Genomic DNA, 24,193 nt, shown 5'->3' with positions numbered 1-24,193 from the left:
CAGTTTCCCGACAAAGCTGCCAAAGATTGCCGGTGGGCACCCGCCTAGCATGGCGCATCCACATTCCCCATCGGGTGCCCCATGCCGGTTTCGTTGCGTACGCTCTCGCTGTCCCTGACCTCCCTTTGCCTGCTGCTGCCCGGCGACTCACTGCGCGCCGAAGACTGGCACACCACGCTGCGCGCCGGCGCCGTCAGTGCGCCGCGTTACAGCGGCAGCGGCGAGCGGACGGTTGCGCCGTTGGTGGGTGTTGAAATTATCAGTCCCTACGGCGTGTTCCTCGACAGCAGTCGAGGTCTGGGCTGGGGTTTCGATGAAGAGGATTTCGGCCTCAGCGTCTACATCGGCGCCAGCGACGTGCGCAAGGATCGCAAGACCGGTTACAAGGGCTCGGACGAACTCAACGGCATGGGCTCGATCAAGTCACGCCCGGTGATCGGGCTCGACGGGACGTATCACCTGGGCCCGCTCATTCTCGGCGCGAGTTTCGAGCATGCCCTGGAAAAGGACGACGATGACCACGACACCGGCTCGGCCTGGAACCGCCTCAAGCTGAGCATCAGCGCGCCGCTCTATGAAGGACGGTTCGGCAAGGTTTCCGGCGGACTCAACAGCCAGTTCGGCGACAGCAACTACATGCGCACCTGGTACGGCGTCAGCGATGCCCAGGCTTCGCGCAGCCAGTTCCGCGCGTACAAGGCCCGGGCCGGGTTGATCAGCCGTGGCGCGGATCTGACGTGGTCATTGCCGCTGGACAAACAGTGGAGTGTCTCGACCGTTCTGGCGGTGCAGTACCTGAATCACGAAGCGGCCGACAGCCCGATTGTCGAGCGTCGGCTGCAAACGTCCCTCGCCGGACAAATGATCTACACCTTTTGAACAGGCTTAAAACAGCTCGCTGAACGGAATGAAGCGCAGTGGATCGCCCATTCGCAACGTACTGTTCTCCGGGATTTCCACCAGCCCGTCCGCCCAGGTCGCGCCGAGGAGAACGCCGGAACTCTGATTCGGATACAGCGCCGCCTGCCCGCCCTCCAGACGCACCCGCAGGTACTCGCGACGGCTGCCGGGTTTCGGCCAGTCGAACCCGGCGTTGACGGTGAAGCTCAACGGCATCACCTCTTCCACGCCCTGAATGCGCAGCAGATACGGGCGCGCCAGCAGGCCGAAGGTCACCAGCGCCGAGGTTGGATTACCCGGCAGGCCGATCACCGGCACCGTGCCGAAATGCCCGACCGTCAGCGGTTTGCCGGGTTTGATCGCGAGCTTCCACAGCAGCGGTTTGCCGTTGTCGCGCAGCACCTGGCCGAGGCAATCGGCATCGCCGGCAGACACGCCGCCCGTGGTCAGAATCAGGTCGGCCGCCACTTGTAGTTGCTCAAGCTTGAGCCGGGTCTGCGCCGGGCGATCAGGAAGAATCCCGGCGTCGATCACCTCGCAACCGAGTTCGCGCAACCAGTGATCGAGCAAGGTGCGATTGCTGTTGTAGATGCTGCCGGGGCGCAATGGCTGGCCCGGTTCGACCAGTTCGTCACCGGTAGAGAGCAATGCCACTCGCGGGCGGCGCACCACCGGCAGATGGGTCATGCCCTGCCCCGCCGCCACCGCCAGTTCGAACGGGCCGAGGCGCTTGCCGGCGCGCAGCAGAGTGTCGCCGACGCGGTTCTCCTGGCCCTGGGCGCGGATGTTCTGGCCGACTTTCAGCGGTTGCAGGAAACGTATGCGACCGTCCTCCAGCACCTCGGTGTTTTCCTGCATTTCCACGCAATTGGCGCCATTGGGCAATGGCGCACCAGTGAAGATCCGTGCACAGGTGCCGGGCAGCAAGGCATCCGGCGCCAATCCGGCGTAGACCCGTTGCGAGACGCTCAATGGCTGGCGGTGCAGATCGGCGAGGTTCAATGCGTAGCCGTCCATGGCGCTGTTCGGCCATGGCGGCAGGTCGAGGGTGGCGACCAGATCGCTGGCCAATACTCGACCGCGCGCCTCATTGAGCGGCACCGGTTCGCTGTCCGGCAGACGTTGTTCGTTGGCCATTGCCAGCAACTGGTCGAGTGCGTCCTCGACCGGCATCAATCCGGGCTTGCTCATCCCCGTGGCCCGCAGGCTTGCACCGGTTTGAGGTGCGGGACGAAGTTGCACGGGCGATGACGGTTATCCAGTTGCTCGGCGAGGATGCCTTCCCACGCCGTGCGGCACGCGCCGGTGGAACCCGGCAGGCAGCACACCAGCGTGCCGTTGGACAGGCCTGCCAGCGCGCGGCTTTGGACGGTGGAGGTGCCGATGTCGAGAATCGAGATGGCGCGGAACAGCTCGCCAAAGCCGTCGATCTGCTTGTCCAGCAGGCAAGCCACGGCTTCAGGGGTGCTGTCGCGGCCAGTGAAACCGGTGCCGCCGGTGATCAGTACCACTTGGATGTTGTCGTCGGCGATCCACTGCGCGACCTGAGCGCGGATCTTGTACAGATCGTCCTTGAGCAGGTTGCGTTCACTCAAGGTGTGGCCGGCTTCGAGCAAGCGGCTGACCAGCAACTGGCCGGAGGTATCGCTGGCGTAATCGCGGGTATCGCTGACCGTCAGCACGGCAATATTCAAGGGAACAAACAGGGCATCCGCTTTAACACTCATGGCACTCTCCGGCCTTCGCCAATTCAATTGGGCCAGAGCCTAAGTGCCACTTATCAAGACTGTCTAATCACTCTAACCAACCACATTATCGAGCCGCTCTATCGGCTGTTTTTTATCGGGCGGCGCTCACTGATCCAGCCAATGAAACCGGCCATGATTGAATCCCTCGATAGCCTCTTCAACGCTTCCGATTGGACGTAAAACGCGATCAGTGGGATCGTCGCCACCTGCGCTTTTCGTGCGCCGTACGCATCTGCGTCAATACTCAATCCAAATTTCCCTTCGAGCAGGTGCCATCGTGGACATCAAACAACTCAAGTTCCTGATCGCGCTGGACGAAACCCGCCACTTCGGCCAGGCCGCCGCGCGCTGCCACATCACCCAGCCGACCCTGTCGATGCGCCTGCGCAATCTGGAAGACGAGCTGGATCTGGTGCTGGTCAATCGCGGCCAGCGCTTCGAGGGTTTCACCCAGGCCGGCGAGCGCGTACTGGCCTGGGCCCGCACCCTGCTGGCCGCCCACGACGGGTTGTTCGCCGAAGCTGCTGCCTGCCGCGGGCAACTGGTCGGCAGCCTGCGTCTGGGGCTGGTGCCGCTGAGCAACTTCAATCCGGTCAATTACATTCAGGGGTTGTCCGGGATATTTCCCGAGCTGAAATACAGCCTGTCGTCCCTGAGCTCGGACGAGATCATCGAAGGCCTGGGCAACAATCAGCTGGACCTGGGCGTGTGCTATCTGGACCACGTCAACCCGAATTATTTCGAGTTTTTCGAGATCGGCGAGACCCGCGTCGGCCTGCTTTACGACACCCGCCACTTCCATTTCGAAGGCCCGGAGATGAGCTGGGAAGACGCCGCCGAACTGCCGCTGGGGATGATCACCACCGGCATGCATTACCGAAAATCCATCGACCTGAGTTTCCGCAGTCGCGGGCTGAATCCGCAGCCGATCATGGAAAGCGATTCGACCTATCAATTGCTGCAGGCGATTCACCAGGGTTTCTGCTGCTCGATCATGCCGCTGGACAGCGGTCTGGAAGAACCGATCGAACATCTGGCTTTCATCAACTTGCCGGATGCCAGTGTGCTCGCGCCGTTGGGGCTGGTGATGCGCAAGACTGAACCGCGTTCGGCGATTGCCGAGAAGTGTTTTGCCGAGGCGCGGAAGATGTTCGGGATTGAGGCGCCTGCCGTTTAACGCCTTCAGTGATCGACCAATCCAATCACTGCATCGGAACAAGCGATTGGACGCACTTTTCCCTGCCCCGTAGCCTGAACCCACTTCAGCGCTTCGGGGATTTTCAGGATGCTGTGTCAGGTTGAATCAACCATCGAACCGGGCGACGCCAACGCCCCCGCGCCACAACCGGCGCAAGTGCCGTACCGCGAGTACCTCGACGACGCGCCGGTGTCCCACGCGGCATTGGCGGCGGAAATTGCATTAGCGATCAGCTACAACGGCCTGAACCAGGCCGTGATGATGGTCTCGCCCGGCAACATCGAAGACTTCATGCGCGGCTTCAGCCTGAGCAACGCCATCGTCGACAGCCTCGACGATATCCACGACATCCGCCTGACCCATTTCGACCAGGCCTGCCAGGCCGATGTGCAGATTTCCAGCCGCGCGTTCTGGGCCCTGAAAGAACATCGCCGGCAGATGGCCGGCACCAGCGGTTGCGGGCTCTGCGGCGTGGAGGCCCTTGAGCAGGCGCTGCCGCAACTGGAAATCCTGACGCCGACGCCGCTGCCACCGGCCGCGCATTTCGACGGCATCCGCCAGCGCATCGAACAGGCCCAGCAACTGGCCCGCAGCAGCGGCGCCCTGCACGCGGCGTTGTACTTCGACGCCGACGGCGAAGCGCTGCTGTGCCGCGAAGACATCGGCCGCCACAACGCCCTCGACAAGCTGATCGGCGCCCTGCAATTCGAAGGCCTCGATGCACGTCAGGGCTTCGTCGTGGTCACCAGCCGCTGCAGTCTTGAACTGATCCACAAAGCCGTGCGTGCCCGCCTCGGCACCCTCGTCAGCCTGTCCGCGCCCACCGCGTTGACCGTGCGCTGGGCCCTCAAGCACCGCTTGAACCTGATCCACATCCCGCACCGCAACGCCCCCCGAATCTACAGCCCGATCCAGGAACCAACCGAATGAGCGAAACCCTCACCCACCTCGACGATCAGGGCCGCGCCAACATGGTCGACGTCAGTGACAAAGCTGCGACCCGCCGTGAAGCCACCGCGCAAGCCTGGGTGCAGATGCGTCCTGAAACCCTGCAAATGATCCAGTCCAACGGCCACCCCAAGGGCGACGTGTTCGCCGTGGCGCGGATCGCCGGGATTCAGGCGGCCAAGCGCACCCATGAGTTGATTCCCCTGTGTCATGCGCTGCTGCTCAGTTCGATCCACGTCGAACTCAAGGCCTGCGAACCGGACCGCGTGCAGATCACCAGCACCTGCCGCCTCACCGGCCAGACCGGCGTCGAACTCGAAGCCCTGACCGCCGCCAGCGTCGCCGCGCTGACGATCTACGACATGTGCAAAGCGGTGGACCGGGCGATGGTCATCGGCGAGATCCGCTTGCTCAGCAAACAGGGCGGCCGCTCAGGGCACTTTCAATGGGAGAACCCGCAATGATTCTGATCAACTACTTCGCCAGCTACCGTGACCGGCTCAATCTGGGCGGTGAAAAAATTCCGGCCAGCAGCACCCTCGCGTGTGTCGAGGACGTGCGGCAAATGTTGATGCAGCGTGGCGACTTGTGGCGCGAAGTGCTCGGCGCCAGCAACCTGATGTGCGCGGTGAATCAGGAGCTTTGCCAGCCGGATCAGGCCATCGAGGATTTCGACGAGATCGCGTTTTTCCCGCCGGTCACGGGAGGTTGAACCATGGGCGTTCGAGTCCAGCGTAAAGGCTTCGATGCCGGTCAGTTGATTGCGGATCTGCATGCGCGCAATCCACGGGTCGGCGCGGTGGTGAATTTCATTGGTTACGTTCGGGATCTGAACGTCGGGCAGTCGGTGACGGAGCTGTTTCTGGAACACTATCCGGGCATGACCGAGAAGGCTCTGGAGCAGATCGCCGAACAGGCCCGCGAGCGTTGGCCGCTGCTGGCGGTAGAGATCGTGCATCGGGTCGGCGCGCTGTCGGTGACCGAGCCGATCGTGTTTGTTGGCGTCAGCAGCAAGCATCGGCATGCGGCGTTCGAGGCCTGTGCGTTCATCATGGATGTGCTGAAGACACGAGCGCCGTTCTGGAAGCGGGAGACCACGCCTGAGGGGGCGCATTGGGTCGAGGCGCGCGAGAGTGATCAGAATGCGGCGGTTCGCTGGAGTCTGGCGCATGCCTGACAGAGCACTGTCGGCTGCAACAAAAGCCTGATTAGATAGCGGCTCGCACCGATTGGACCGTGGAGCCGCACTTGAGCACGACGCCCCCCGAGGACTTGCCTCGCCCCCAGCCTGTCAGCCTGCGTCAGGCCTGGCCCTTCTGGCTCAAACTCGGCTGCATCGGCTTCGGCGGTCCCGCCGGGCAGATCGCGATCATGCACCAGGAACTGGTGGAGCGCCGGCGCTGGATTTCTGAACGGCGCTTTCTGCATGCGCTCAACTACTGCATGTTGCTGCCCGGCCCGGAGGCCCAGCAACTGGCGACCTATATCGGCTGGCTGCTGCACCGAACCCGTGGCGGTGTGTTGGCAGGCGCATTGTTTGTGCTGCCTTCGCTGCTGATCCTGATTGCCCTGTCCTGGGTGTACATCGCGTTCGGCGACGTGCCGGTGGTGGCCGGGGTGTTTTACGGAATCAAACCGGCGGTGACCGCGATTGTGTTGCACGCGGCTCATCGCATCGGCTCGCGGGCCTTGAAAAATGGCTGGTTGTGGGCAATTGCCGGAGCGGCGTTCGTGGCGATCTTCGCCTTCAACGTGCCATTCCCGCTGATCGTGCTCGGTGCAGCATTGATCGGGTATTTCGGCGGACGCTGGGCGCCGCAGCGGTTCAACAATGGCGGTCATCGAAGCAGCGAAAAGTCCTTCGGCCCGGCGCTGATCGATGACGACACCCCACCACCCGAACATGCGCGATTCAGTCTCCCGAGGCTGTTGCGTCTGGTGTTGATCGGCGCGTTGCTGTGGTGTCTGCCGATGGCGCTGCTGACAGCATTGTTCGGCTGGGAAGGCACCTTCACCCAGATGGGCTGGTTCTTCACCAAAGCGGCATTGCTGACGTTCGGCGGCGCTTATGCGGTGCTGCCCTACGTGTATCAGGGAGCGGTCGGGCATTACGGCTGGCTGACGCCGACGCAGATGATCGACGGACTGGCCTTGGGCGAAACCACGCCGGGGCCGCTGATCATGGTGGTGGCGTTCGTCGGGTTCGTCGGGGCTTATGTGCAACCGACGTTCGGCCCGGAACATGCGTTCGCCGCCGGTGCGCTGGCCGCGACGCTGGTGACCTGGTTCACCTTCCTGCCTTCGTTCCTGTTCATCCTTGCCGGCGGGCCGCTGGTGGAGTCGACCCACAACGAATTGAAGTTCACCGCACCGCTGACGGCGATCACCGCAGCCGTGGTCGGGGTGATCCTCAATCTGGCGTGTTTCTTTGCTTACCACGTGTTCTGGCCCAAGGGTTTTGCCGCACAGCCTGATTTTTTTGCGCTGTTGCTCGCCCTCGCCGCCACCCTCGGGCTGTTTATTTTCAAGCGCGGGGTGATCGAGGTGTTGATCGTTTGCGCCCTCGTCGGGCTGGGGTTTCATCTGTTGCGCTGAGCCGCTGGCTTGCCGCGCGCATCGGAATCAGGCGTTTACTTATCCCGGACTTCCCCCTTACTATCCAGCCACACCGGCATGGCGGGACACTCCCGCCGCCGACGTTTTCCGCCAACGGAAACACGCGTCATGAGCACGTCACTACAACAATCAGAATCGTTGAACGTCTCTGCACTGTGCGCCCTCCTTCACAGGGGCCGCGCATGAATCGCATCGTCAATCTCCCCATGGCCCTGAGCCGTTCCAAGCTGCGTCACTCCGCACGCCCGCCGGATATCTGCCTGTCCGTCTGATCGCGCCGTTAAAAATCGCGACAGCTCCCCCTCTTTTTTCGATATCCCTGCCAGGACGCCCGCGCCTTTTGCCGAGCTGCGTCCGGCCCGAATATGCGCGCCTGTGCGGCGCCATCGTGAGTGATTGATTATGAAATTCGCAGCCATTGAAGACGCACGCAATTTTCTGGATCAGAACCCCGACATCGGCATGATCGAGCTGTTCATCCTCGACGCCAACGGCGTGCCGCGCGGCAAGCTGTTGCACCGTGAAGAACTGCTCGCCGTGTACGAAAGCGGTCGCCCACTGCCGAGCACCATCCTCGGCCTGACCGTGCACGGCGAGGACGTGGAAAACTCCGGTCTGGTGTGGGACGTCGGCGACATCGACTGCCGCGCCTACCCGCTGGAAGGCAGTCTGGTACGCCTGCCATGGCGGCAGATTCCCACCGCTGCGGTGCAGGTCAGCATGCACCCGGAACAAGGCATGCCGGCGAGCATTGCCGATCCGCGTCACCTGCTGATCAAGGTCATCGACGCCCTCAAGGCCGAGGGTTACCACCCGGTGATGGCCTGCGAGCTGGAGTTCTATCTGCTCGACGCGAAACGCGATCACAATGGCCGCCCGCAACCGGCGCTGGATGCCGACGGCGGTCGACCGAGGCACACCCAGGTCTACGGTTTGCGTGAGCTGGAGCAGATCGAGCCGTTCCTCGCCGACCTCTACAGCGCCTGCAAACTGCACGGCATTCCGGCGCGCACGGCGATCTCGGAATACGCGCCGGGCCAGGTGGAAATCACCCTCGAACACGGCGATGCGCTGGAGGCGATGGACCAGGCCGTGCGCTACAAACGGTTGGTCAAAGCCGTGGCGCACAAGCACGGCATGCAGGCAACGTTCATGGCCAAACCCTTCGATGATCTGGCGGGCACCGGCATGCATATGCACGTCAGCCTCGCCGATGCCGAGGGGCGCAATCTGTTTGCCTCCGAGGATCCGGCCGGCACCCCGCTGCTGCGCACCGCGATTGGCGGGATGCTCGCCTCGTTGCTCGATTCGCTGCTGCTGTTTTGCCCCAACGCCAACTCCTACCGTCGCTTCCAGGCCAACAGCTACGCGCCACTGGCGCCGACCTGGGGCGTCGACAACCGCACCGTCAGCCTGCGCGTGCCCGGCGGCCCGGCCAACACCCGGCACATCGAACACCGCATCTGCGGCGCCGATGCCAACCCGTATCTGGCGGCGGCGGCAATCCTCGCGGGCATTCATCGCGGCATAAAAGAAGACATCGATCCGGGCGAACCGGTGCAAGGCAATGGCTATGCGCAGGCGAAGGAATTGCTGCCGACCGACTGGCTGACTTCGCTCACGGCACTGGAAAAATCAGCGTGGGCAAGGGATGCGCTGGGGCAGGAATTTCTCGGGGTGTATCTGGCAGTGAAGCGTGCGGAATACCGGCAGTTCATGGCCGAAGTGGGTGAGCAGGACTGGCGCTGGTACCTGACCGAAGCCTGATCCTTTTTTCCTCTTTTTGCCTTGGATACCGACATGACTGAACGCAGCAATTCCTACTACACCGCGACCCTCAACCGCGACACCGACTACCCGCCCCTGCAAGGCCGGCACAAGGTCGATGTGGTGATCATCGGCGGCGGTTTCACCGGCGTCGCCACCGCTGTCGAACTGGCCGAAAAAGGCTTGAAAGTCGCCATCGTCGAAAGCCACAAGATCGGCTGGGGCGCCACCGGGCGCAATGGCGGCCAAGTCACCGGCAGCCTGTCCGGAGACGGCGCGATGCGCAAACAGATGCGCAACACATTGGGCGATGACGTCGACGACTTCATCTGGCACCTGCGCTGGCGCGGCCACGAAATCATCAAACAACGTGTCGAGAAATACGGAATCGATTGCGACCTCAAACACGGCCATTTGCATGCGGCGTACAAGCCAAGCCACATGGCCGGTTTGCGCAGCGACTACGACGAAGCCGTACGTCGCGGCATGGGCGATGACGTCAGCCTGCTCGACCGTAGCCAAGTGCGCGATCTGCTGCAAAGCGACCTCTATCACGGCGCAATCAAGAACACCCGCAACATGCATCTGCACCCGCTCAATCTGTGCATCGGCGAGGCGCGGGCGGCGGAAAGCCTCGGCGCGCTGATCTTCGAAAACAGCGAAGTGCTGGAGATCATTCACGGCGACAACCCGGGTGTTCGCACCGCTCACGGCCGGATCGACGCCAATCAGGTGCTGCTGGCCGGCGATGTCTATCACAAACTCGAACCGGGCCAGCTCAAGGGCAAGATCTTCCCGGCCATGGGCGGCATCGTCACCACCGAGCCCCTGGGGGACCTGGCCAAACAGATCAATCCTGAAGACCTCGCGGTATACGACTGCCGCTTCGTCCTCGACTACTACCGCCTCACCGCCGACGGCCGCCTGCTGTTCGGCGGCGGCGCCAATTACAGCGGCAAGGACTCACGGGACATCGCCGGAGAACTGCGGCCGTGCATCGAACAGACCTTCCCGGCGCTCAAAGGGGTGAAGATCGATTACCAGTGGAGCTGCGCGATGGGCATCGTCATCAACCGCATCCCGCAACTGGGCAAGCTCTCGGACAACGTCTGGTATTGCCAGGGCTACTCCGGCCATGGCATCGCCACGACCCACATCATGGGCGAAATCATGAGCCGGGCGATCACCGGGCAGATGCAGCAGTTCGACACGTTCGCCGCGTGCTCGCACATTCGTGTGCCGATGGGGGATCTGCTGGGGAATCCGATGCTCGTGGCCGGCATGTGGTACTACCAGATGCTGGAAAAATTGCGCTGATTGAACGGGCCCCATCGCTGGCGATGGGGTCTTTTTTTCGCTGCAAAAGGTCAGTCCTGCAACTGTTCGACCTCAATCCCCAACCGTCGATAATCCTCGGCATTCCCCGACGCCAGATGCCGCTCGGTAATCAACGTATGCACCCGACTGCAAGGCGCCACCACAAACGGCTCCACCGCCCCGAGCTTGTCCGCCGTGGTCACGGCAATCACCTGCGCCGCACTGTCGAACAACGCCTGCTTCACCGGCACTTCATCGAAATACAGCGAACTCAACCCCACCTCCGGATGAATCGCGCAAACCCCGGTAAACAACAAGTCAGCCTTGATACTTTGCAGCAGTCGCACTGTCTCGTGGCCACTGACCGACATCGTCGCCAGATTCAACTGCCCGCCCGCCAGAATCACTTTGACTCCCTTGTATTCGGCCAGGGTGATCGCCGTCATCGGTGAGGTGGTCACGGCAGTGATCGAAATATCCGAGGGTAACGAACGGGCGATCTGCAACGTGGTGGTTCCGGAATCGAACAGCACGATCTGCCCGTCCTTCACTCGCCCCGCCGCGAGCTGCGCAAGGCTGGTCTTTACCTCGTCGGTTTCACTGATCCGCGTGAAGTAATCCTTGCCGGTGTCCTTCGGCCGTGGCAGCGCCCCACCATGCACCCGCTGCACCAGCCCGGCGTTGTCCAGCTCGGCGAGATCGCGGCGGATGGTGTCTTCGGACACCGCAAAGTGCTGGCTTAACTCGGACGCCATGACCTTGCCGTCACGTTCGAGGATCAGCAGGATTTTCTGCCGACGCAGGGAGGGAAGCTCGGAAGCGGAATGATCGTGCATGGTTTTGCCTGTTTGTGCTTGTAATTGCAGGTTTGGCGAGCCTAACCAATGCATCTGCCAAACACAAACCGGCTGATATCAATTGTTTCGATCTTTGAAATCATGAAGCCGAATTTTTTCTTTGCATCCGGCCTGTTCACAATGGCCCCACTTTAATAAGGCTCAGGATGAACAGCTCATGAATCTCAATTTTGCGTTTGCGTGCATGATCGTCGTGTCGTTTGCGATTGCCCTCGGACACGCGTGATTCAGTGGCACGCTCCCGCACAGCAGGTTCGGGAGCACAAACGGATCAAACCTCTTCCCGCGCTCTACGCACCTGCACCAGCAACGCCGGCGCAAAGTGCAGCAGCACCATCCGCACCAGATGGTGAGTCAGGATAAACACCACGTTCAACCCGCCACCAAACGCCACGATGGCAATGGTCTCGATTGCTCCCGGCATGTAGGCCAGCCACAGCGACAACGCATCACTGCCCAGCAACCGCGCCGCCACTTCGGCAAACCCCGCCGCGATCAGGATCATCAAACCCACCGAGACCAGTGCCGTGCGCCCATGACGTCCCAGTTCCGCGAGCCCAAGGCCCTGGACGCGTGAGCCGATCCGCACACCGAGAATCAACGCCGCCAGATTCAGGCTCCAGTCCGGCATGTGAAAACCGTGCAGCCATCCCGATTTCAGGAACACGGCGGTCAGGATAATCGCCGTCAACATGAACGGCGCCGGTACACCAATCGCCAGCAGCAATCGCCCGACCACCACGCTCGAAATGATCAGCGAGAACACGGTCAACGCCATGCCCGTGGACAACGGATCGACTTCGGCCACCGCGACCGCTGCCTGACCGGGAATCAGCAAACTCACCAGCACCGTGATCAGCAGCAAACGCATCAGGTGCACGATGATGACTTTGCTCGACGCCTGATGCGATTCCAGCAAATCAAACACCGCCGCCAACGCCCCCGGATACACCGCCAGCAAGGCGTCTGTGCGATTCCACCCTGCCCCGCGCGCCAGCCACCAGGCGGACAGCGCCACTTGCACTGTCAGGCACAGCAGCAACAGGCCGAGGCTTGGCAACATTGTCGAGACGGTCGCACTGTCCCAGGCCTCGAACATCAGCCCGGTGGCGATGCCCAGGGTGACCTGGATGTAACCCAGGCCATAGGGGGTTTTGGGTGCAAAACCGAACTTAGTGGCAGCGAGTGCCGTAACCAGGATCGAGCCCAACAGCAACCCGTGGGGCACGCCCTCGAACTGCAACAGCGCGCCGAATCCGGCAGCGATCAACAGACACAGAATGGATTTCATGGTCGCCTTCCTGGCTATTCAAATGACGTTAAGCGCGCAACCGTCCAATCGCCCGCCGATACTTTTCGATCCGCTCCAGATCCTCCCAACTCGGCGAGGCAATCCGTGACAGGTCGCTGTTCTCTTCCAGATCCGCCAGTTTCACCACCCGCCCGATCGGGTTCTGCGCCGCGCGCTCGACGAAGTCCTCGTAGGATTCGCCCGGCACTTTGGTCACAGATTCGATAGCCGACAAAACGGCTTCGCTGAAGCCTTCCTTGCGCAAATCTTCGAGGCTGATGCCGCAATCCTCGACCACATCGTGCAGCACCGCGACGATGCGTTCTTCCAGGCTGCTCATGCGTAGCATGACTTTCAGCGGATGCAAAATGTACGGCGCCCCGCCCTTGTCTACCTGCCCTGCGTGGGCCGTGGCGGCAATGGCGATGGCGCGTTCCAGAGTCTGAGTCATGGCGTTTCCTCGGGTCAGACGCCGTACCGGCCGCCAATATAGAAATGACGCTTGAACCAGCGCCCGATCGCCTGCAAACGCCCGGTCGGCTGCGCGGGCTCGGCGTAGCGCTGGAGGATCAGCGAGACCAGTTCCTCCTGCCTCTTGCCTGGATGCGCATCCAGCAACTCCGCCACCCAGGCGCAATTGGCCTTCTTCAAATGCTCGCGCCACTCCCCGGGCCAGCCATCCAGCTCATCCAGCGCCAGCCACCGCGCACCACCCTGCTCGACATGCCCGCCGCCAATCGATTGCTCGAAACAGAACGGCGTCGCCGGTCGGGACAGGTCGATGCTGAAGATGTAGATGTCCTGGGTCTTGTGCTGCGGCGTGGGGGCGTTGTTGCGATGGCCGATCTGAATCATGCGCGGTTCCGTCCGTGGGAGAGGCGTTACAACTTGTTTCGCAGTCTACGACGTGGTGCGGATGGGGGAAACCTTTGGCGATGAGCCGGGTTGTGGCAAGTGAAAAGATTGACTGAGTGGTCCGGGGATTCCGTTTCAGGCGCCTACGAAAAAGGGACACCGTTGGGTGTCCCTTTTTGCGTTTGGAATCAGGTCGGTGAATCAGCGTTTCATCGCCTCACACCGCGCGCGCAAATCGTGGTTGTCGATATTCCCGCAGCTGCTGCCGCCCGTCGTGGCATTGCAGTAGGCACGCTGGTCGTGGTCATCGATATTGCCGCAGGAACTGCCACCCTGCTCCGCATTGCACCGCGCACGCAGGTCATGATCATCGATGTTGCCGCAACTGCTGCCGCTCTTTTTGGCGTTGCAATAGGCGCGCTGGTCATGGTCGTCAATGTTGCCGCAGGAACTGCCGCCCATCTCCGCGTTACAGGCCGCCCGCAAATCGTGATTATCGATGTTGCCGCAACTGCTGCCGCTCTCTCTTGCATTGCAATAGGCACGTTGATCATGGTCATCAATGTTGCCGCAACTGGCAAAGCTGTAGCCGCTGAACATCAACAACATTGCGAGAAATAGTCTCATCACACACTTCCATGGTTGACCAGGAACCAGCCTGGCACTGCTTTAGCCGATGAATGAGCGTCGCGACACGCCATCAAATTGACATCGGTTTTGGGGAAAGTTCCAAGACGAAAAAGAGCGCTTGAAAATCGAAATCTGAAAACCCCGTAGGAAATCACCACCCGTGGCGAGGGAGCTTGCTCCCGCTGGGCTGCGAAGCAGGCCTAAACCCGGAAAGTCATTTTCCTCTGACACTCTGTAGCCCTTGATTTACGCCTGCTGAGCAGCCGAACTAGAGCAAAATCGCTGGCCAGTCGCGGCTATTTCGCGTCCTACAGGCTGATTGCGACGGTGGGGATCGATGCCTAGAGTGAGCCTGTCGCCGAACGAAATTGGCGATAGGGTTTCGCAGCCCTTAAGATTGACACCCTGTTCCGTCTGGCACGGCCGACTCCCGGCTGCGCAAATTTTATGGCGGTTGTGCGTGGGAGACCTTCGGGTCTGCCGGGTCTTGGTGTTAATCCTCCGGTCTGCGAACCCGCGCATAGCTGCCACCCATTTTGTTTCGCAGCAGGACGGTGGCAATTCTTCTCATTAAAAGGATTAGCACCATGACGAACAAAAAATTGCTCTACCACTGCGTTGACATGTCCTATCCGGCTTCGGATCACCCTGTCCTGCTGATTAATGCCGAAGCCCCCTTGAGTGACCTACATGCCTGCGCATCCGAACGCCTCGAGGCAGTCCTCAAGTATTTAGATCTCATGGCGTGCACCAGCCTCCCCGACCATTCCGAACACGACATCAGCACCATCACCACGATCGCGAGAATCCTGGTGCAGGACGTGAGGGATGTATTTCGGGTAATTGGGCAACGAGCAATAGAATCCTGACCCACCTGCTCTGTTTTCCTTTGAAACCATAAAAAACCGCGATATCGCGGTTTTTTAGTCCCTTGGATGGGTCGGAGTAAAAACTCAGTCGCAAAATCGGCTGAGGCTCCGCCGGCTAGCGACTTTGGTCTCAACGTCTTCCACTGACAAAAACTTAGTGGCACTCTGACATCCGGCAATTGATCGGTGTACTGAGGATCTTCGATCCTGATCAGCGACAATCACGGCAACAGTAGACGAGGAAAGGACATCTCCATGAAAAAATCGCTCTTCATTCTCACACTCTTCAGCTCATTTTCTTGCACCGCCGCGACAATTCTCAATCCGATGGATTTCGACGGTTCAGAAGCACAGAAACAACAGGTCATTGATTCCATCACCGCAACGGTGAGGAAGGACTACTGCGAAAAAATCGACATGTGTCAGGAAAGCACTCTTCGCATGATGGAAAAGAAGAATCTTGACTCCTTCAAAGAAGCGACTAAAGCCACTGATCGAAAAATAATGAACGCAGTAATTCATGACTACTGCGAGAAAATTGACATGTGTAATTACAGCACCATATGGATGATGTATAAGAAAAATTTTGAAGCCAAGAACAAAAACCTTACATGGTAGTTAAAGTACGAAACTTAAAGGTGACAGATCTACAAAACACCACACAAATAAATCTGTCACCTTTTCTCTTTTTCCAACTTTTATTTTTCCCATATAGACGACTCATGCTTATAGCAATTATTTCTGCCACATCCTGTATATTCTTTGCAGCACTGACATGGTTCATTAACCAAACAAAATCATTAAGCACGCTACTTGACAAACAAGACTCAGTAAACCTAACCGAAGATTTCCTCTCCGAGTATAAATTCAGATTAAAAATTCACACATACTTCAAAAAAAACTGGCCGAAAATAAAGAGACTAGAAAGCCACACAGTAAAAAAAACAGTGTCATTTTGGACTAGCATTATATTTTTCTTACTACTCATTACTTTAAACATAATACCAGAATCATTTAATTTCCTAATACCACCATTACTATTTGCCTCTTTCCTAGTCGCCCTAATAGGCAATACATTTGAGCATGACGAGACGATAAAGCAAAAACTAAACCCTTACATCATGCCGGGAGTTTCAATTTTAACCATACTAGTAACATACACACTTGACACCTCCATCAACAGCGCACATTTCAAATCAGAACTATCGACTTACGGGGTCTCCTACAACGCGGCAATCTTATTGTTCATCATAGTTGCTTCATTTATATCTTACATTGGCTTGGAAGGCTTCAACAAACTTCAATCAGCGCTTGGAGACCTCATCATAAAAGAAACACTTTTATTAGCAAAAAATCTAGTAAGACTAGGCGTAATCCCAGAGCAACCAGAAGAAATTGCACTCCGTGCGATAGCGAAAGACTCTGTAACCGCGACAGCCAGCACGCTCAATCTAATTTTGCAAATTTGCGGCGCAGTCTTTGCGTTATCCTGCGTAATGTATGCAAAACTAACAACTTGACAACTAAAAACCTTCAAAACAGCGCTGAACAAAGTAATTTCTGAATTGCCTGCTACCAGAGTACCCCATGAGATCCTTTCACTTTCGGTAAATCCCGTAAAAAGCATCACACAAATAAATCTGATGATGAATATCCGAAATAAATAGCGTGTAAAGGTGACAAAACAGTCACCCTTACAAAATATATTTAGTATTCAGGAGCAAACACAACGATAACCTTCAACTTATCCGAAGCCGCCCGAAACTCCTCTTTCAAGGCAGTCGGATTTCTTATGCGACCATTTGGGTCATACACAAAGAAGATAATCGTTTTGCAAGCCGGGTGCGAATGATACCTTGCAACATCACGAATCAACTCATCACCAAGGGTTCGATCACTCATACCCGCCCGTGCCATTTTGGCCTCTACTACCAACTCCTCTTCTGGTACCAAGAAGTCCATCCTTGACCCACCTCCCAAGACACTAGGAGCTACCTCCTCTGATTTAACATTTGAAAAATACATTCTCAACAACGCAAAAACTAAATACTGAACATCATACTCATCCTCCACCAAAAGTGCCGGACGTTTTTGCTTGCGTACACTCAAGTCTTTCGCGAAACGATGAAATTTCCGAAGAAGCAACTCTACACGATCTTCCACGCTCAAGTTGCTGGAGGCGTTTTCACCCGTTTCAAAAGCAAAGAAGTTCCTTAACACATCTTCTTCAAACTCAATCTGCGCCGCAGGCGGCTTCCAAAGAAGAAAATACCAGCCAAACAACAAAATACAGGCTTCAATGATCAAAAACACAACGAGGTGAACGAAGTTCAAACTCAACCTGTAAACACTCTCATACTTGTATTTATGCCCTCCTCCAGACCTTTCTTCCGACACAGGAACAAGATTAAGGTCAAACTTTACAACCACACCTTTAAAACTCTGAACCCCATGAAGGTCATATCTTACAAAATCATTTTCACTTAAAGACCCTTCATTATAAGAAGCGAGCTTTTCAAACTGCCCATTGGTGATCGATTGATACTCCTTCGAAGTCACAACACCCACCACTGCCGAGTTTGTGATATCGACTTCTTCAAATACTGGATAAATCCAGAGTAAATAGGCCATCAACGTCAGAAAAAAAGAAAAACACAACAAACCTTTCGAGAAACGATTGAGTCGCCTTGTATTAAGTATGACAGCTGGAGTTGATCTGTCTTTACTCACGATCCCTAACAAACCAGCAATTTTCCCAAGCAAGACTCACCCCAATTACAAATTCAATCAAAACCCACTGACTCAACAATCCGAAAACCCGTGAAGAAGCTTTTCGTCGCTTTCATTCCAATCGATCACCACGTCCACTTTCTCAAGACCTTACACGTGGAAGCCGCAGCAACGAGGGCAATAAATCACGCGCCTTTATCGCGAGCCTTAGCGATTATCTTCGCTCTCGCCCTAAATGATGGCATATGGACATCGCCAAATTTATCACATGAACCGAAACGGGGTACTGAAAATCAGGCACAAAAAAACCGCACTTCTGCGGTTTTTTATAGTTCACTCGAAAGCGCTACGAAAAATCAGACTCAAAAATTCGCCGGCGTATTCGCACTGATAATCTCCGCCTCATCCGCCCCGATATTCCGGAACTTGTGCGGCAGCGTCGTCGGGAAGTAATACCCGTCCCCCGCACTCAACACGCTCACCTGCCCGTCCACCGTCAACTCCACGGTGCCGCGCGTCACCAATCCACACTCTTCACCTTCCGCGTGCACAATCGGCTCTTCCCCCGAACTCGCGCCCGGCGCGTATTGCTCGCGCAGCAGGCGCATCTGGCGGCTGGGGACCGAGGCGCCGATGAGAAGCAGGCGCAGGCCGTGGCGGCCGAGGTCGGGTTGTTCGTTGGCGCGGAAGACGTATTGGTGTTCGCGGGGCGGCTGGTCGAAGGTGAAGAAGTCGGCCAGGGACATCGGGATGCCTTCGAGCAGCTTTTTCAGTGAGCTGACGGAAGGACTGACACGATTCTGTTCGATCAGGGAGATGGTGGCATTGGTCACGCCGCTACGCCGGGCCAGCTCGCGCTGGGAGAGTTTGTAGCTTTCGCGTACTAGTTTGAGTCGAGAACCCGTATCCATGACAGCCTTATGTGAGAACGACTTAAGGGTAATGGGGGTGGGTGGCGGGTGCCGCGCAAGGCGCGCGGATCACGTTGCTCCCGTGTCCCGGAACCGTGAAAGGCGGCTATTAAATCACGTTTGTCGGTGTTGCTCAGCAGGTTCGATGGACGGCACATGAAAAAGCCGGCAGCGCCCTTTTCGGGGGCGCCGCCGGCGAGGTAAATCAGATGCCGAAACGGTCGCGCAGCGAGTAATACACCGCGCCGAGGGCGGTCAGCGGGGCCGAGAAGGTACGGCCGCCGATCATCGGCATGTGTGGCAGCGAAGCGAAGGCGTCGAAGCGTTCGGCGTCGCCACGGATCATTTCCGAGATCAGTTTGCCGGCCAGGTGCGAGCAGGTGACGCCGTGGCCGCTGTAGCCCTGCATGTAGTAGGCGTTTTTCTCGATGCGGCCGAATTGCGGCATGCGCGACATGGTCAGCAGGAAGTTGCCGGTCCAGCGGTAGTCGATTTTCACGTCCTTGAGCTGCGGGAAGGTCTTGAGGATCTTCGGGCGGATCAGGGTTTCGATGTCGTCCGGTTCACGGGCGCCGTAGACCACGCCGCCGCCGTAGAGCAGACGGTTGTCGGCGGTCAGGCGGTAGTAGTCGAGCAAGTAGTTGCAGTCTTCGACGCAATAGTTGTTGGTGATCAGGCTGCGGGCCTGCTTTTCGGTCAGCGGTTCGGTGACGCAGATCTGCGAGCCGCACGGCATGCTCTTGGCGGTCACGCGGTTGTCGAGGCCTTGCGGCAGGTAGGCGTTGCCGGCGATCAGCAGGTACTTGGCGCGGACCTGGCCTTTGGCGGTGCGCACGACGTTGGGCTCGCCGTATTTGATTTCAACGGCGGCGGATTGCTCGTAGATCTTGCCACCCAGGCGCACGATGGCAGCAGCTTCACCGAGGGCCAGGTTCAGCGGGTGGATGTGACCGCCCTGCATGTCCAGCAGGCCGCCGACGTAGGCGTCGGAGCCGACTTCGCGACGGATGTCCGCAGCATCGAGCATCTTCAGGTTTTTATTGCCGTAACGTTCCCAGCTACGTTTTTGTTCGGCGAGCCCCTTGAGCTGCTTGTTGTTCATCGCTGCGAAAATGCCGCCCGGGCGGTAGTCGCACTTGATGTCGTACTCCTTGATGCGCGAACGGATGATGTCGGCGCCTTCGAAGATCATGCTGCCGAGGATTTCCGCGGTCTTGTCGCCGTAGCGCTCTTCGATCACGTCGACGTCGCGGCTGTAGGAGTTGACCAGTTGACCGCCGTTGCGACCGCTGGCGCCGTAGCCGACTTTCGCCGCTTCCAGCACCGTCACCTTGTAGCCGGCTTCGCTCAGGAACAGTGCCGAGGACAGGCCGGTGTAGCCGGCGCCGATGATGCAGACATCGCACTCCACCGATTCTTCGAGGACCGGGAAATCGATCACTTCGTTGCGGGTGGCGGCGTAGTAGCTGTTCACGTGTTGTTGTTTCATTTTTTTATTCTCCGAGGGTCGCCGGTTGCAGGCAACCACCGCTGTAAAAGAGTCAGAGCTTGATCCAGGTCGCTTTCAGCTCGGTGTACTTGTCGAACGCGTGCAGCGATTTGTCGCGACCGTTGCCCGACTGTTTGAAACCACCGAACGGCGCGGTCATGTCGCCGCCGTCGTACTGGTTGACCCACACGCTGCCGGCGCGCAGGCCACGGGCGAAGGTGTGGGCCTTGCTCAAGTTGCTGGTCCAGACCCCGGCGGCGAGGCCAAAGATGCTGTCGTTGGCGATCTGCAGCGCTTCTTCAGCGGTGTCGAAGGTGATCAGCGAGAGCACCGGGCCGAAGATTTCTTCTTTGGCGATGGTCATGGCGTTGGTCACGCCGTCGAAAATCGTCGGTTCGATGTAGGTGCCGCCGGTTTCTTCGAGAGTGCGGCGGCCGCCGGCGATCAGTTCGGCGCCCTGCTCCCGGCCGATGCTGATGTAACGCAGCACGTTGTCCAGTTGACGCTGATCGACCACAGCACCGACGGTGGTCGCCGGATCGAGGGCGTGACCCGGTTTCCACGCTTGCAGCGCTTCCACCAGCAGCGGGATGAATTGCTCGCGGATCGAACGCTCCACCAGCAGGCGCGAGCCGGCGGTGCAGACTTCGCCCTGGTTGAACGCAATGGCGCCGGCCGCCGCTTGTGCTGCCGCGCGCAAGTCCGGTGCGTCGGCAAACACCACGTTCGGGCTCTTGCCCCCTGCTTCGAGCCAGACGCGTTTCATGTTGCTTTGGCCGGCATAAATCATCAGTTGCTTGGCAATCGCCGTGGAGCCGGTAAAGGCCAGCACGTCGACATCCATGTGCAGCGCCAGCGCCTTGCCGACGGTGTGGCCGAAGCCTGGCAGGACGTTGAACACGCCTTTCGGAATACCGGCGTCCAGTGCGAGCTGCGCAATGCGGATCGCGGTCAGCGGGGATTTTTCCGAAGGCTTGAGGATGAACGAGTTACCCGCCGCCAGCGCCGGGGCGAATTTCCAGCTGGCCATGATCAGCGGGAAGTTCCACGGCACAATGGCCGCGACGACACCTGCTGGTTCGCGAGTCACCAGGCCGAGCTGGTCGTGCGGAGTGGCGGCGACTTCGTCGTAGATCTTGTCGATGGCCTCGGCGCTCCAGCGAATCGCGTTGGCGGTCGCCGGGATGTCGATGCTCATCGAGTCGCTGATCGGTTTGCCCATGTCGAGGGTTTCGAGCAGCGCCAGTTCTTCCTGGTGCTGCAGGATCAGGTCGGCGAAGCGGATCAGGATGCGCTTGCGCTCGGCCGGGGCCTTGTTCGCCCACACGCCGGAGTTGAAGGACTGGCGTGCGACTTCGACGGCGAGGTTGGCGTCGGCTTCATCGGTGCTGGCGACGGAGGCCAGGAAACGGCCGTCGACGGGGCTCAGGCATTCGAAGGTGTCGCCGCTGATGGCCGGGCGGTATTCGCCATTGATGAAGGCGCGGGATTCGAGGGTCAGGGACTGGAAGCGTTGTTCCCAGTCGTTGCGGGTCATGGTCATGGGGGTGACTCACACAGTGAAAGAGGTGACCGCCGCTCACATGGGAGCGGCGGTGCTTGCGAGGTAAACGCTTGAGCGTCAGACGGTATGCAGATACCAGTTGTACTCAAGGTCAGAGATCGAGTTTTCGAACTCGGCCAGCTCGCTTTCCTTGCACGCGACGAACACGTCGATGTACATCGGGTCGATGTAGCGGGCCATGACTTCGCTGTCGTCCAGCTCACGCAGGGCGTCGCGCAGGTTGTTCGGCAGGCTCTGTTCGTTCTGCTCGTAGCTGTTGCCTTCGACCGGGGCGCCCGGTTCGATCTGGTTGGTCAGGCCGTGGTGAATACCGGCCAGCACCGAAGCCATCAGCAGGTACGGGTTGGCGTCGGCACCGGCGACACGGTGCTCGATGCGCACGGCGTCTGCCGAGCCGGTCGGTACGCGGACAGCCACGGTGCGGTTGTCGATGCCCCAGCTCGGCGAGTTCGGCACGTAGAACTGTGCGCCGAAACGACGGTACGAGTTGACGTTCGGGCACAGGAACGCCATTTGCGCAGGCAGGGTCTCCAGCACACCGCCGATCGCGTGGCGCAGCGCGGCGTTCTGCTCGGGATCCTCGCTGGCAAAGATGTTGTTGCCTTCTTTGTCCAGAATCGAAATGTGCACGTGCAGACCGTTGCCCGCCTGACCCGGATACGGCTTGGCCATGAAGGTGGTGTCCATCTCGTGGTCGTAGGCGATGTTCTTCACCAGACGCTTGAGCAGGACGGCGTAGTCGCACGCTTTAACAGGATCGGAAACATGGTGCAGGTTGACTTCGAACTGCGCCGGGGCGCTTTCCTTGACGATGGCGTCAGCAGGAATGCCCTGCTCTTTCGCGCCTTCGAGGATGTCTTGCAGGCAGTCGACGTATTCGTCGAGGTCGTCGATCAGATAAACCTGAGTCGATACCGGACGCTTGCCCGACACCGGCGAACGCGGCGATTGCGGACGGCCGTTCACGTTGTCCTGGTCGATCAGGTAGAACTCGAGTTCGAACGCGGCGCAGATGGTCAGGCCCAGTTCGTCGAATTTGCGCACCACGTTGGCCAGCACTTCACGCGGGTCGGCGAAGAATGGCTCGCCTTCCAGTTCGTGCATGGTCATCAGCAGTTGAGCGGTCGGACGCTTCTGCCAGGGCTCGATGCTCAGGGTGCCCGGGATCGGGTAGCAGATACGGTCGGCGTCGCCGATGTCCAGGCCCAGGCCGGTGCTTTCCACCGTGGAGCCATTGATGTCGAGGGCGAAAAGCGAGGCCGGCAGGTTGATGCCTTTTTCGTACACCTTATGAAGACTGGTGCGCTCGATGCGCTTGCCGCGCACCACACCGTTCATGTCTGCAATCAGAAGGTCGACGTACAAAACCTCAGGATGTTTCTTAAGGAATGCGTTTGCTTCGTTGAGTTGAACGGCACGCAGAGGGACCGACATGATGCACCTATTTAGCTGTTAATTATTATGTTCACTGCTGTTTCGCGGAGCCAGTCAACCCGAACGGCAAAGTGAAGTCAATAGCGAACACATGGCCGTTCAGCGTTTATTTTTCGGGCTTTTTTTAACACTCTCGTGCCAACGCAGGTGCCAGAGCCCCGGTCTTGATGAAGATTTGATGAACGGCGTTTAGAATTTTTTACATGGGAGTTGTTAATTAAAATCAACGAGGCTAAGCTCCGGAAAAGCTCGTTCAAGTGTCAAACTTCGAGGTGAATAAAAATGGCATTCAAGCCATTGATCGGCGTTACTGCGTGCGTCAAACAGATTGGCCTGCACCCCTACCACATCAGCGGCGACAAGTACGTTCGCGCTGTCAGCGTTGCGGCGCTGGGGTTGCCCGTCGTCATTCCTTCCCTTGGCAAACTGACTGAAATCGAAGACCTGCTGGGTCAGCTCGACGGTCTGTTGCTGACCGGCTCGCCGTCCAACGTGGAACCCTTCCACTATCAGGGCCCGGACAGCGCTCCCGGCACCGATCACGATCCGGCGCGGGATGCCACCACCCTTCCTCTATTGCGTGCAGCCATCGCGGCGGGCGTTCCGGTACTCGGCATCTGCCGGGGTTTCCAGGAAATGAACGTGGCGTTCGGCGGCAGCCTGCACCAGAAGGTGCATGAGCTGCCGGGCATGCTCGATCACCGCGAAGCCGACAGCCCGGATGTCGCCGTGCAATACGCCCCGGCCCACGCCGTGTCGGTACTGCCCGGTGGCGTGTTCGAAGCGCTGGAGCTGCCGGGTGAATTCCAGGTCAACTCGATTCATAGTCAGGGCATCGACCGCCTCGCTCCCGGCCTGCGTGCCGAAGCCGTGGCGCCGGACGGCCTGATCGAGGCGGTCTCGGTGGAGCACAGCCCGACCTTCGCCCTCGGCGTGCAATGGCACCCGGAATGGCAGGTGCTGGACAACCCGAACTACCTGCGGATTTTCCAGGCGTTCGGCGAGGCCTGCCGCCAGCGTGCGGCGCGACGCAACCAGCGCTGACGCCACCCAACGATTGCAAAACCAT

The 24,193-nt window shown here is 58.9% G+C and carries 25 protein-coding genes; 13 read left to right on the top strand and 12 right to left on the bottom strand.

Going from position 1 to position 24,193, the window contains the following annotated elements:
• The first annotated feature begins 81 nt into the window (after nt 1–81).
• Entirely contained in the window at nt 82–879 is a 798-nt protein-coding gene (locus tag M5B98_RS17710) for a MipA/OmpV family protein (RefSeq protein WP_248743447.1), read from the top strand.
• A 6-nt stretch (nt 880–885) separates the two neighbouring features.
• On the opposite strand, the gene glp is transcribed toward M5B98_RS17710, so the two are convergent.
• Both glp and moaB read right to left on the bottom strand, forming a co-directional pair.
• A complete protein-coding gene (gene glp, locus M5B98_RS17705; RefSeq protein WP_248743446.1) occupies nt 886–2,091 on the bottom strand; it encodes a gephyrin-like molybdotransferase Glp in 1,206 nt (401 codons plus the stop codon).
• The gene (gene moaB, locus M5B98_RS17700; protein ID WP_248743445.1) at nt 2,088–2,627 is read right to left on the bottom strand and encodes a molybdenum cofactor biosynthesis protein B; all 540 of its coding nucleotides are present in this window, start codon (nt 2,625–2,627) and stop codon (nt 2,088–2,090) included. The genes glp and moaB overlap by 4 nt, the downstream gene beginning before the upstream one ends.
• Nucleotides 2,628–2,925: 298 nt before the next feature.
• On the opposite strand from moaB, the gene M5B98_RS17695 reads away from it, so the two are divergent.
• The 8 genes from M5B98_RS17695 (at nt 2,926) to M5B98_RS17660 (ending at nt 10,494) form a co-directional block, all read left to right on the top strand.
• Nucleotides 2,926–3,825 carry a LysR family transcriptional regulator gene (locus M5B98_RS17695; RefSeq protein WP_085708636.1) on the top strand — a complete coding sequence of 300 codons (900 nt, stop codon included), beginning with the start codon at nt 2,926–2,928 and terminating at the stop codon, nt 3,823–3,825.
• 108 nt (nt 3,826–3,933) lie between these two features.
• A complete protein-coding gene (gene fdhD / locus M5B98_RS17690; protein ID WP_248743444.1) occupies nt 3,934–4,776 on the top strand; it encodes a formate dehydrogenase accessory sulfurtransferase FdhD in 843 nt (280 codons plus the stop codon).
• Nucleotides 4,773–5,258 carry a cyclic pyranopterin monophosphate synthase MoaC gene (gene moaC / locus M5B98_RS17685; protein WP_248743443.1) on the top strand — a complete coding sequence of 162 codons (486 nt, stop codon included), beginning with the start codon at nt 4,773–4,775 and terminating at the stop codon, nt 5,256–5,258. Before fdhD ends, moaC begins: the two co-directional genes overlap by 4 nt.
• A complete protein-coding gene (locus M5B98_RS17680; protein WP_248743442.1) occupies nt 5,255–5,506 on the top strand; it encodes a MoaD/ThiS family protein in 252 nt (83 codons plus the stop codon). Before moaC ends, M5B98_RS17680 begins: the two co-directional genes overlap by 4 nt.
• Before the next feature lie 3 nt (nt 5,507–5,509).
• Nucleotides 5,510–5,971 carry a molybdopterin synthase catalytic subunit MoaE gene (gene moaE / locus M5B98_RS17675; protein ID WP_248743441.1) on the top strand — a complete coding sequence of 154 codons (462 nt, stop codon included), beginning with the start codon at nt 5,510–5,512 and terminating at the stop codon, nt 5,969–5,971.
• Nucleotides 5,972–6,042: 71 nt separating this feature from the next.
• Entirely contained in the window at nt 6,043–7,389 is a 1,347-nt protein-coding gene (gene chrA / locus M5B98_RS17670; protein ID WP_248743440.1) for a chromate efflux transporter, read from the top strand.
• Between the two features lie 423 nt (nt 7,390–7,812).
• Nucleotides 7,813–9,177: a glutamine synthetase family protein gene (locus M5B98_RS17665; protein ID WP_248743439.1), complete on the top strand. Its 1,365-nt coding sequence runs from the start codon at nt 7,813–7,815 to the stop codon at nt 9,175–9,177.
• Nucleotides 9,178–9,210: 33 nt separating this feature from the next.
• Nucleotides 9,211–10,494, top strand: coding sequence for an NAD(P)/FAD-dependent oxidoreductase (locus M5B98_RS17660; protein WP_248743438.1), 1,284 nt, complete (start codon nt 9,211–9,213; stop codon nt 10,492–10,494).
• A 50-nt stretch (nt 10,495–10,544) separates the two neighbouring features.
• Here the strand turns inward: M5B98_RS17660 and M5B98_RS17655 are convergent, their stop codons facing one another.
• From M5B98_RS17655 to M5B98_RS17635, 5 genes are all read right to left on the bottom strand, one after another.
• Nucleotides 10,545–11,330, bottom strand: coding sequence for a DeoR/GlpR family DNA-binding transcription regulator (locus M5B98_RS17655; RefSeq protein WP_248743437.1), 786 nt, complete (start codon nt 11,328–11,330; stop codon nt 10,545–10,547).
• A 292-nt stretch (nt 11,331–11,622) separates the two neighbouring features.
• Nucleotides 11,623–12,642 carry an AbrB family transcriptional regulator gene (locus tag M5B98_RS17650; protein WP_248743436.1) on the bottom strand — a complete coding sequence of 340 codons (1,020 nt, stop codon included), beginning with the start codon at nt 12,640–12,642 and terminating at the stop codon, nt 11,623–11,625.
• A gap of 28 nt (nt 12,643–12,670) precedes the next feature.
• A complete protein-coding gene (locus M5B98_RS17645; RefSeq protein WP_064382327.1) occupies nt 12,671–13,093 on the bottom strand; it encodes an HD domain-containing protein in 423 nt (140 codons plus the stop codon).
• Between the two features lie 14 nt (nt 13,094–13,107).
• Complete coding sequence (locus tag M5B98_RS17640) at nt 13,108–13,497, bottom strand: hypothetical protein (protein ID WP_248743435.1); 390 nt, start codon at nt 13,495–13,497, stop codon at nt 13,108–13,110.
• Nucleotides 13,498–13,698: 201 nt separating this feature from the next.
• On the bottom strand, nt 13,699–14,124 hold the full coding sequence (locus M5B98_RS17635) for a hypothetical protein (protein WP_248743434.1): 426 nt from the start codon (nt 14,122–14,124) through the stop codon (nt 13,699–13,701).
• 590 nt (nt 14,125–14,714) lie between these two features.
• Between M5B98_RS17635 and M5B98_RS17630 the strand changes: the two genes are divergently transcribed.
• From M5B98_RS17630 to M5B98_RS17620, 3 genes are all read left to right on the top strand, one after another.
• On the top strand, nt 14,715–14,996 hold the full coding sequence (locus tag M5B98_RS17630) for a fructose-bisphosphate aldolase (RefSeq protein WP_248743433.1): 282 nt from the start codon (nt 14,715–14,717) through the stop codon (nt 14,994–14,996).
• Between the two features lie 255 nt (nt 14,997–15,251).
• The gene (locus M5B98_RS17625) at nt 15,252–15,614 is read left to right on the top strand and encodes a hypothetical protein (protein WP_248743432.1); all 363 of its coding nucleotides are present in this window, start codon (nt 15,252–15,254) and stop codon (nt 15,612–15,614) included.
• Nucleotides 15,608–16,516 carry a hypothetical protein gene (locus tag M5B98_RS17620; protein ID WP_248743431.1) on the top strand — a complete coding sequence of 303 codons (909 nt, stop codon included), beginning with the start codon at nt 15,608–15,610 and terminating at the stop codon, nt 16,514–16,516. Before M5B98_RS17625 ends, M5B98_RS17620 begins: the two co-directional genes overlap by 7 nt.
• Before the next feature lie 187 nt (nt 16,517–16,703).
• On the opposite strand, the gene M5B98_RS17615 is transcribed toward M5B98_RS17620, so the two are convergent.
• The 5 genes from M5B98_RS17615 to M5B98_RS17595 form a co-directional block, all read right to left on the bottom strand.
• Nucleotides 16,704–17,759, bottom strand: coding sequence for a hypothetical protein (locus M5B98_RS17615; protein ID WP_248743430.1), 1,056 nt, complete (start codon nt 17,757–17,759; stop codon nt 16,704–16,706).
• 329 nt (nt 17,760–18,088) lie between these two features.
• Nucleotides 18,089–18,637, bottom strand: coding sequence for a cupin domain-containing protein (locus tag M5B98_RS17610; protein WP_011333561.1), 549 nt, complete (start codon nt 18,635–18,637; stop codon nt 18,089–18,091).
• Nucleotides 18,638–18,842: 205 nt separating this feature from the next.
• Nucleotides 18,843–20,126, bottom strand: coding sequence for an NAD(P)/FAD-dependent oxidoreductase (locus M5B98_RS17605; protein ID WP_085686396.1), 1,284 nt, complete (start codon nt 20,124–20,126; stop codon nt 18,843–18,845).
• Nucleotides 20,127–20,178: 52 nt separating this feature from the next.
• Nucleotides 20,179–21,669: an aldehyde dehydrogenase gene (locus tag M5B98_RS17600; protein WP_248743429.1), complete on the bottom strand. Its 1,491-nt coding sequence runs from the start codon at nt 21,667–21,669 to the stop codon at nt 20,179–20,181.
• Nucleotides 21,670–21,747: 78 nt separating this feature from the next.
• A complete protein-coding gene (locus M5B98_RS17595; RefSeq protein ID WP_085708652.1) occupies nt 21,748–23,124 on the bottom strand; it encodes a glutamine synthetase family protein in 1,377 nt (458 codons plus the stop codon).
• Nucleotides 23,125–23,406: 282 nt separating this feature from the next.
• Here M5B98_RS17595 and M5B98_RS17590 point away from each other — a divergent pair, with 282 nt between their 5' ends.
• Entirely contained in the window at nt 23,407–24,168 is a 762-nt protein-coding gene (locus M5B98_RS17590) for a gamma-glutamyl-gamma-aminobutyrate hydrolase family protein (protein ID WP_085686390.1), read from the top strand.
• The last annotated feature ends 25 nt before the right edge of the window (nt 24,169–24,193 follow it).

Origin of the sequence: Pseudomonas sp. MWU12-3088, from assembly GCF_023242405.1 — a bacterium.
In the GTDB taxonomy this organism is placed as follows: domain Bacteria; phylum Pseudomonadota; class Gammaproteobacteria; order Pseudomonadales; family Pseudomonadaceae; genus Aquipseudomonas; species Aquipseudomonas kribbensis.
This window is presented reverse-complemented; position numbering and strand designations above follow the sequence as displayed.

Bases quoted from the DNA above. Each gene is read 5' to 3' on its own strand.
- M5B98_RS17590 (WP_085686390.1), top strand. From the start codon at position 23,407: ATGGCATTCAAGCCATTGATCGGCGTTACTGCGTGCGTCAAACAGATT.
- M5B98_RS17625 (WP_248743432.1), top strand. From the start codon at position 15,252: ATGAAAAAATCGCTCTTCATTCTCACACTCTTCAGCTCATTTTCTTGC.
- M5B98_RS17640 (WP_248743435.1), bottom strand. From the start codon at position 13,497: ATGATTCAGATCGGCCATCGCAACAACGCCCCCACGCCGCAGCACAAG.
- M5B98_RS17610 (WP_011333561.1), bottom strand. From the start codon at position 18,637: ATGGATACGGGTTCTCGACTCAAACTAGTACGCGAAAGCTACAAACTC.
- M5B98_RS17645 (WP_064382327.1), bottom strand. From the start codon at position 13,093: ATGACTCAGACTCTGGAACGCGCCATCGCCATTGCCGCCACGGCCCAC.
- M5B98_RS17665 (WP_248743439.1), top strand. From the start codon at position 7,813: ATGAAATTCGCAGCCATTGAAGACGCACGCAATTTTCTGGATCAGAAC.
- moaC (WP_248743443.1), top strand. From the start codon at position 4,773: ATGAGCGAAACCCTCACCCACCTCGACGATCAGGGCCGCGCCAACATG.
- M5B98_RS17660 (WP_248743438.1), top strand. From the start codon at position 9,211: ATGACTGAACGCAGCAATTCCTACTACACCGCGACCCTCAACCGCGAC.
- M5B98_RS17600 (WP_248743429.1), bottom strand. From the start codon at position 21,669: ATGACCATGACCCGCAACGACTGGGAACAACGCTTCCAGTCCCTGACC.
- M5B98_RS17635 (WP_248743434.1), bottom strand. From the start codon at position 14,124: ATGAGACTATTTCTCGCAATGTTGTTGATGTTCAGCGGCTACAGCTTT.
- M5B98_RS17620 (WP_248743431.1), top strand. From the start codon at position 15,608: ATGGTAGTTAAAGTACGAAACTTAAAGGTGACAGATCTACAAAACACC.
- moaE (WP_248743441.1), top strand. From the start codon at position 5,510: ATGGGCGTTCGAGTCCAGCGTAAAGGCTTCGATGCCGGTCAGTTGATT.
- M5B98_RS17680 (WP_248743442.1), top strand. From the start codon at position 5,255: ATGATTCTGATCAACTACTTCGCCAGCTACCGTGACCGGCTCAATCTG.
- M5B98_RS17605 (WP_085686396.1), bottom strand. From the start codon at position 20,126: ATGAAACAACAACACGTGAACAGCTACTACGCCGCCACCCGCAACGAA.
- M5B98_RS17710 (WP_248743447.1), top strand. From the start codon at position 82: ATGCCGGTTTCGTTGCGTACGCTCTCGCTGTCCCTGACCTCCCTTTGC.
- glp (WP_248743446.1), bottom strand. From the start codon at position 2,091: ATGAGCAAGCCCGGATTGATGCCGGTCGAGGACGCACTCGACCAGTTG.
- fdhD (WP_248743444.1), top strand. From the start codon at position 3,934: ATGCTGTGTCAGGTTGAATCAACCATCGAACCGGGCGACGCCAACGCC.
- M5B98_RS17655 (WP_248743437.1), bottom strand. From the start codon at position 11,330: ATGCACGATCATTCCGCTTCCGAGCTTCCCTCCCTGCGTCGGCAGAAA.
- M5B98_RS17630 (WP_248743433.1), top strand. From the start codon at position 14,715: ATGACGAACAAAAAATTGCTCTACCACTGCGTTGACATGTCCTATCCG.
- M5B98_RS17595 (WP_085708652.1), bottom strand. From the start codon at position 23,124: ATGTCGGTCCCTCTGCGTGCCGTTCAACTCAACGAAGCAAACGCATTC.
- M5B98_RS17650 (WP_248743436.1), bottom strand. From the start codon at position 12,642: ATGAAATCCATTCTGTGTCTGTTGATCGCTGCCGGATTCGGCGCGCTG.
- moaB (WP_248743445.1), bottom strand. From the start codon at position 2,627: ATGAGTGTTAAAGCGGATGCCCTGTTTGTTCCCTTGAATATTGCCGTG.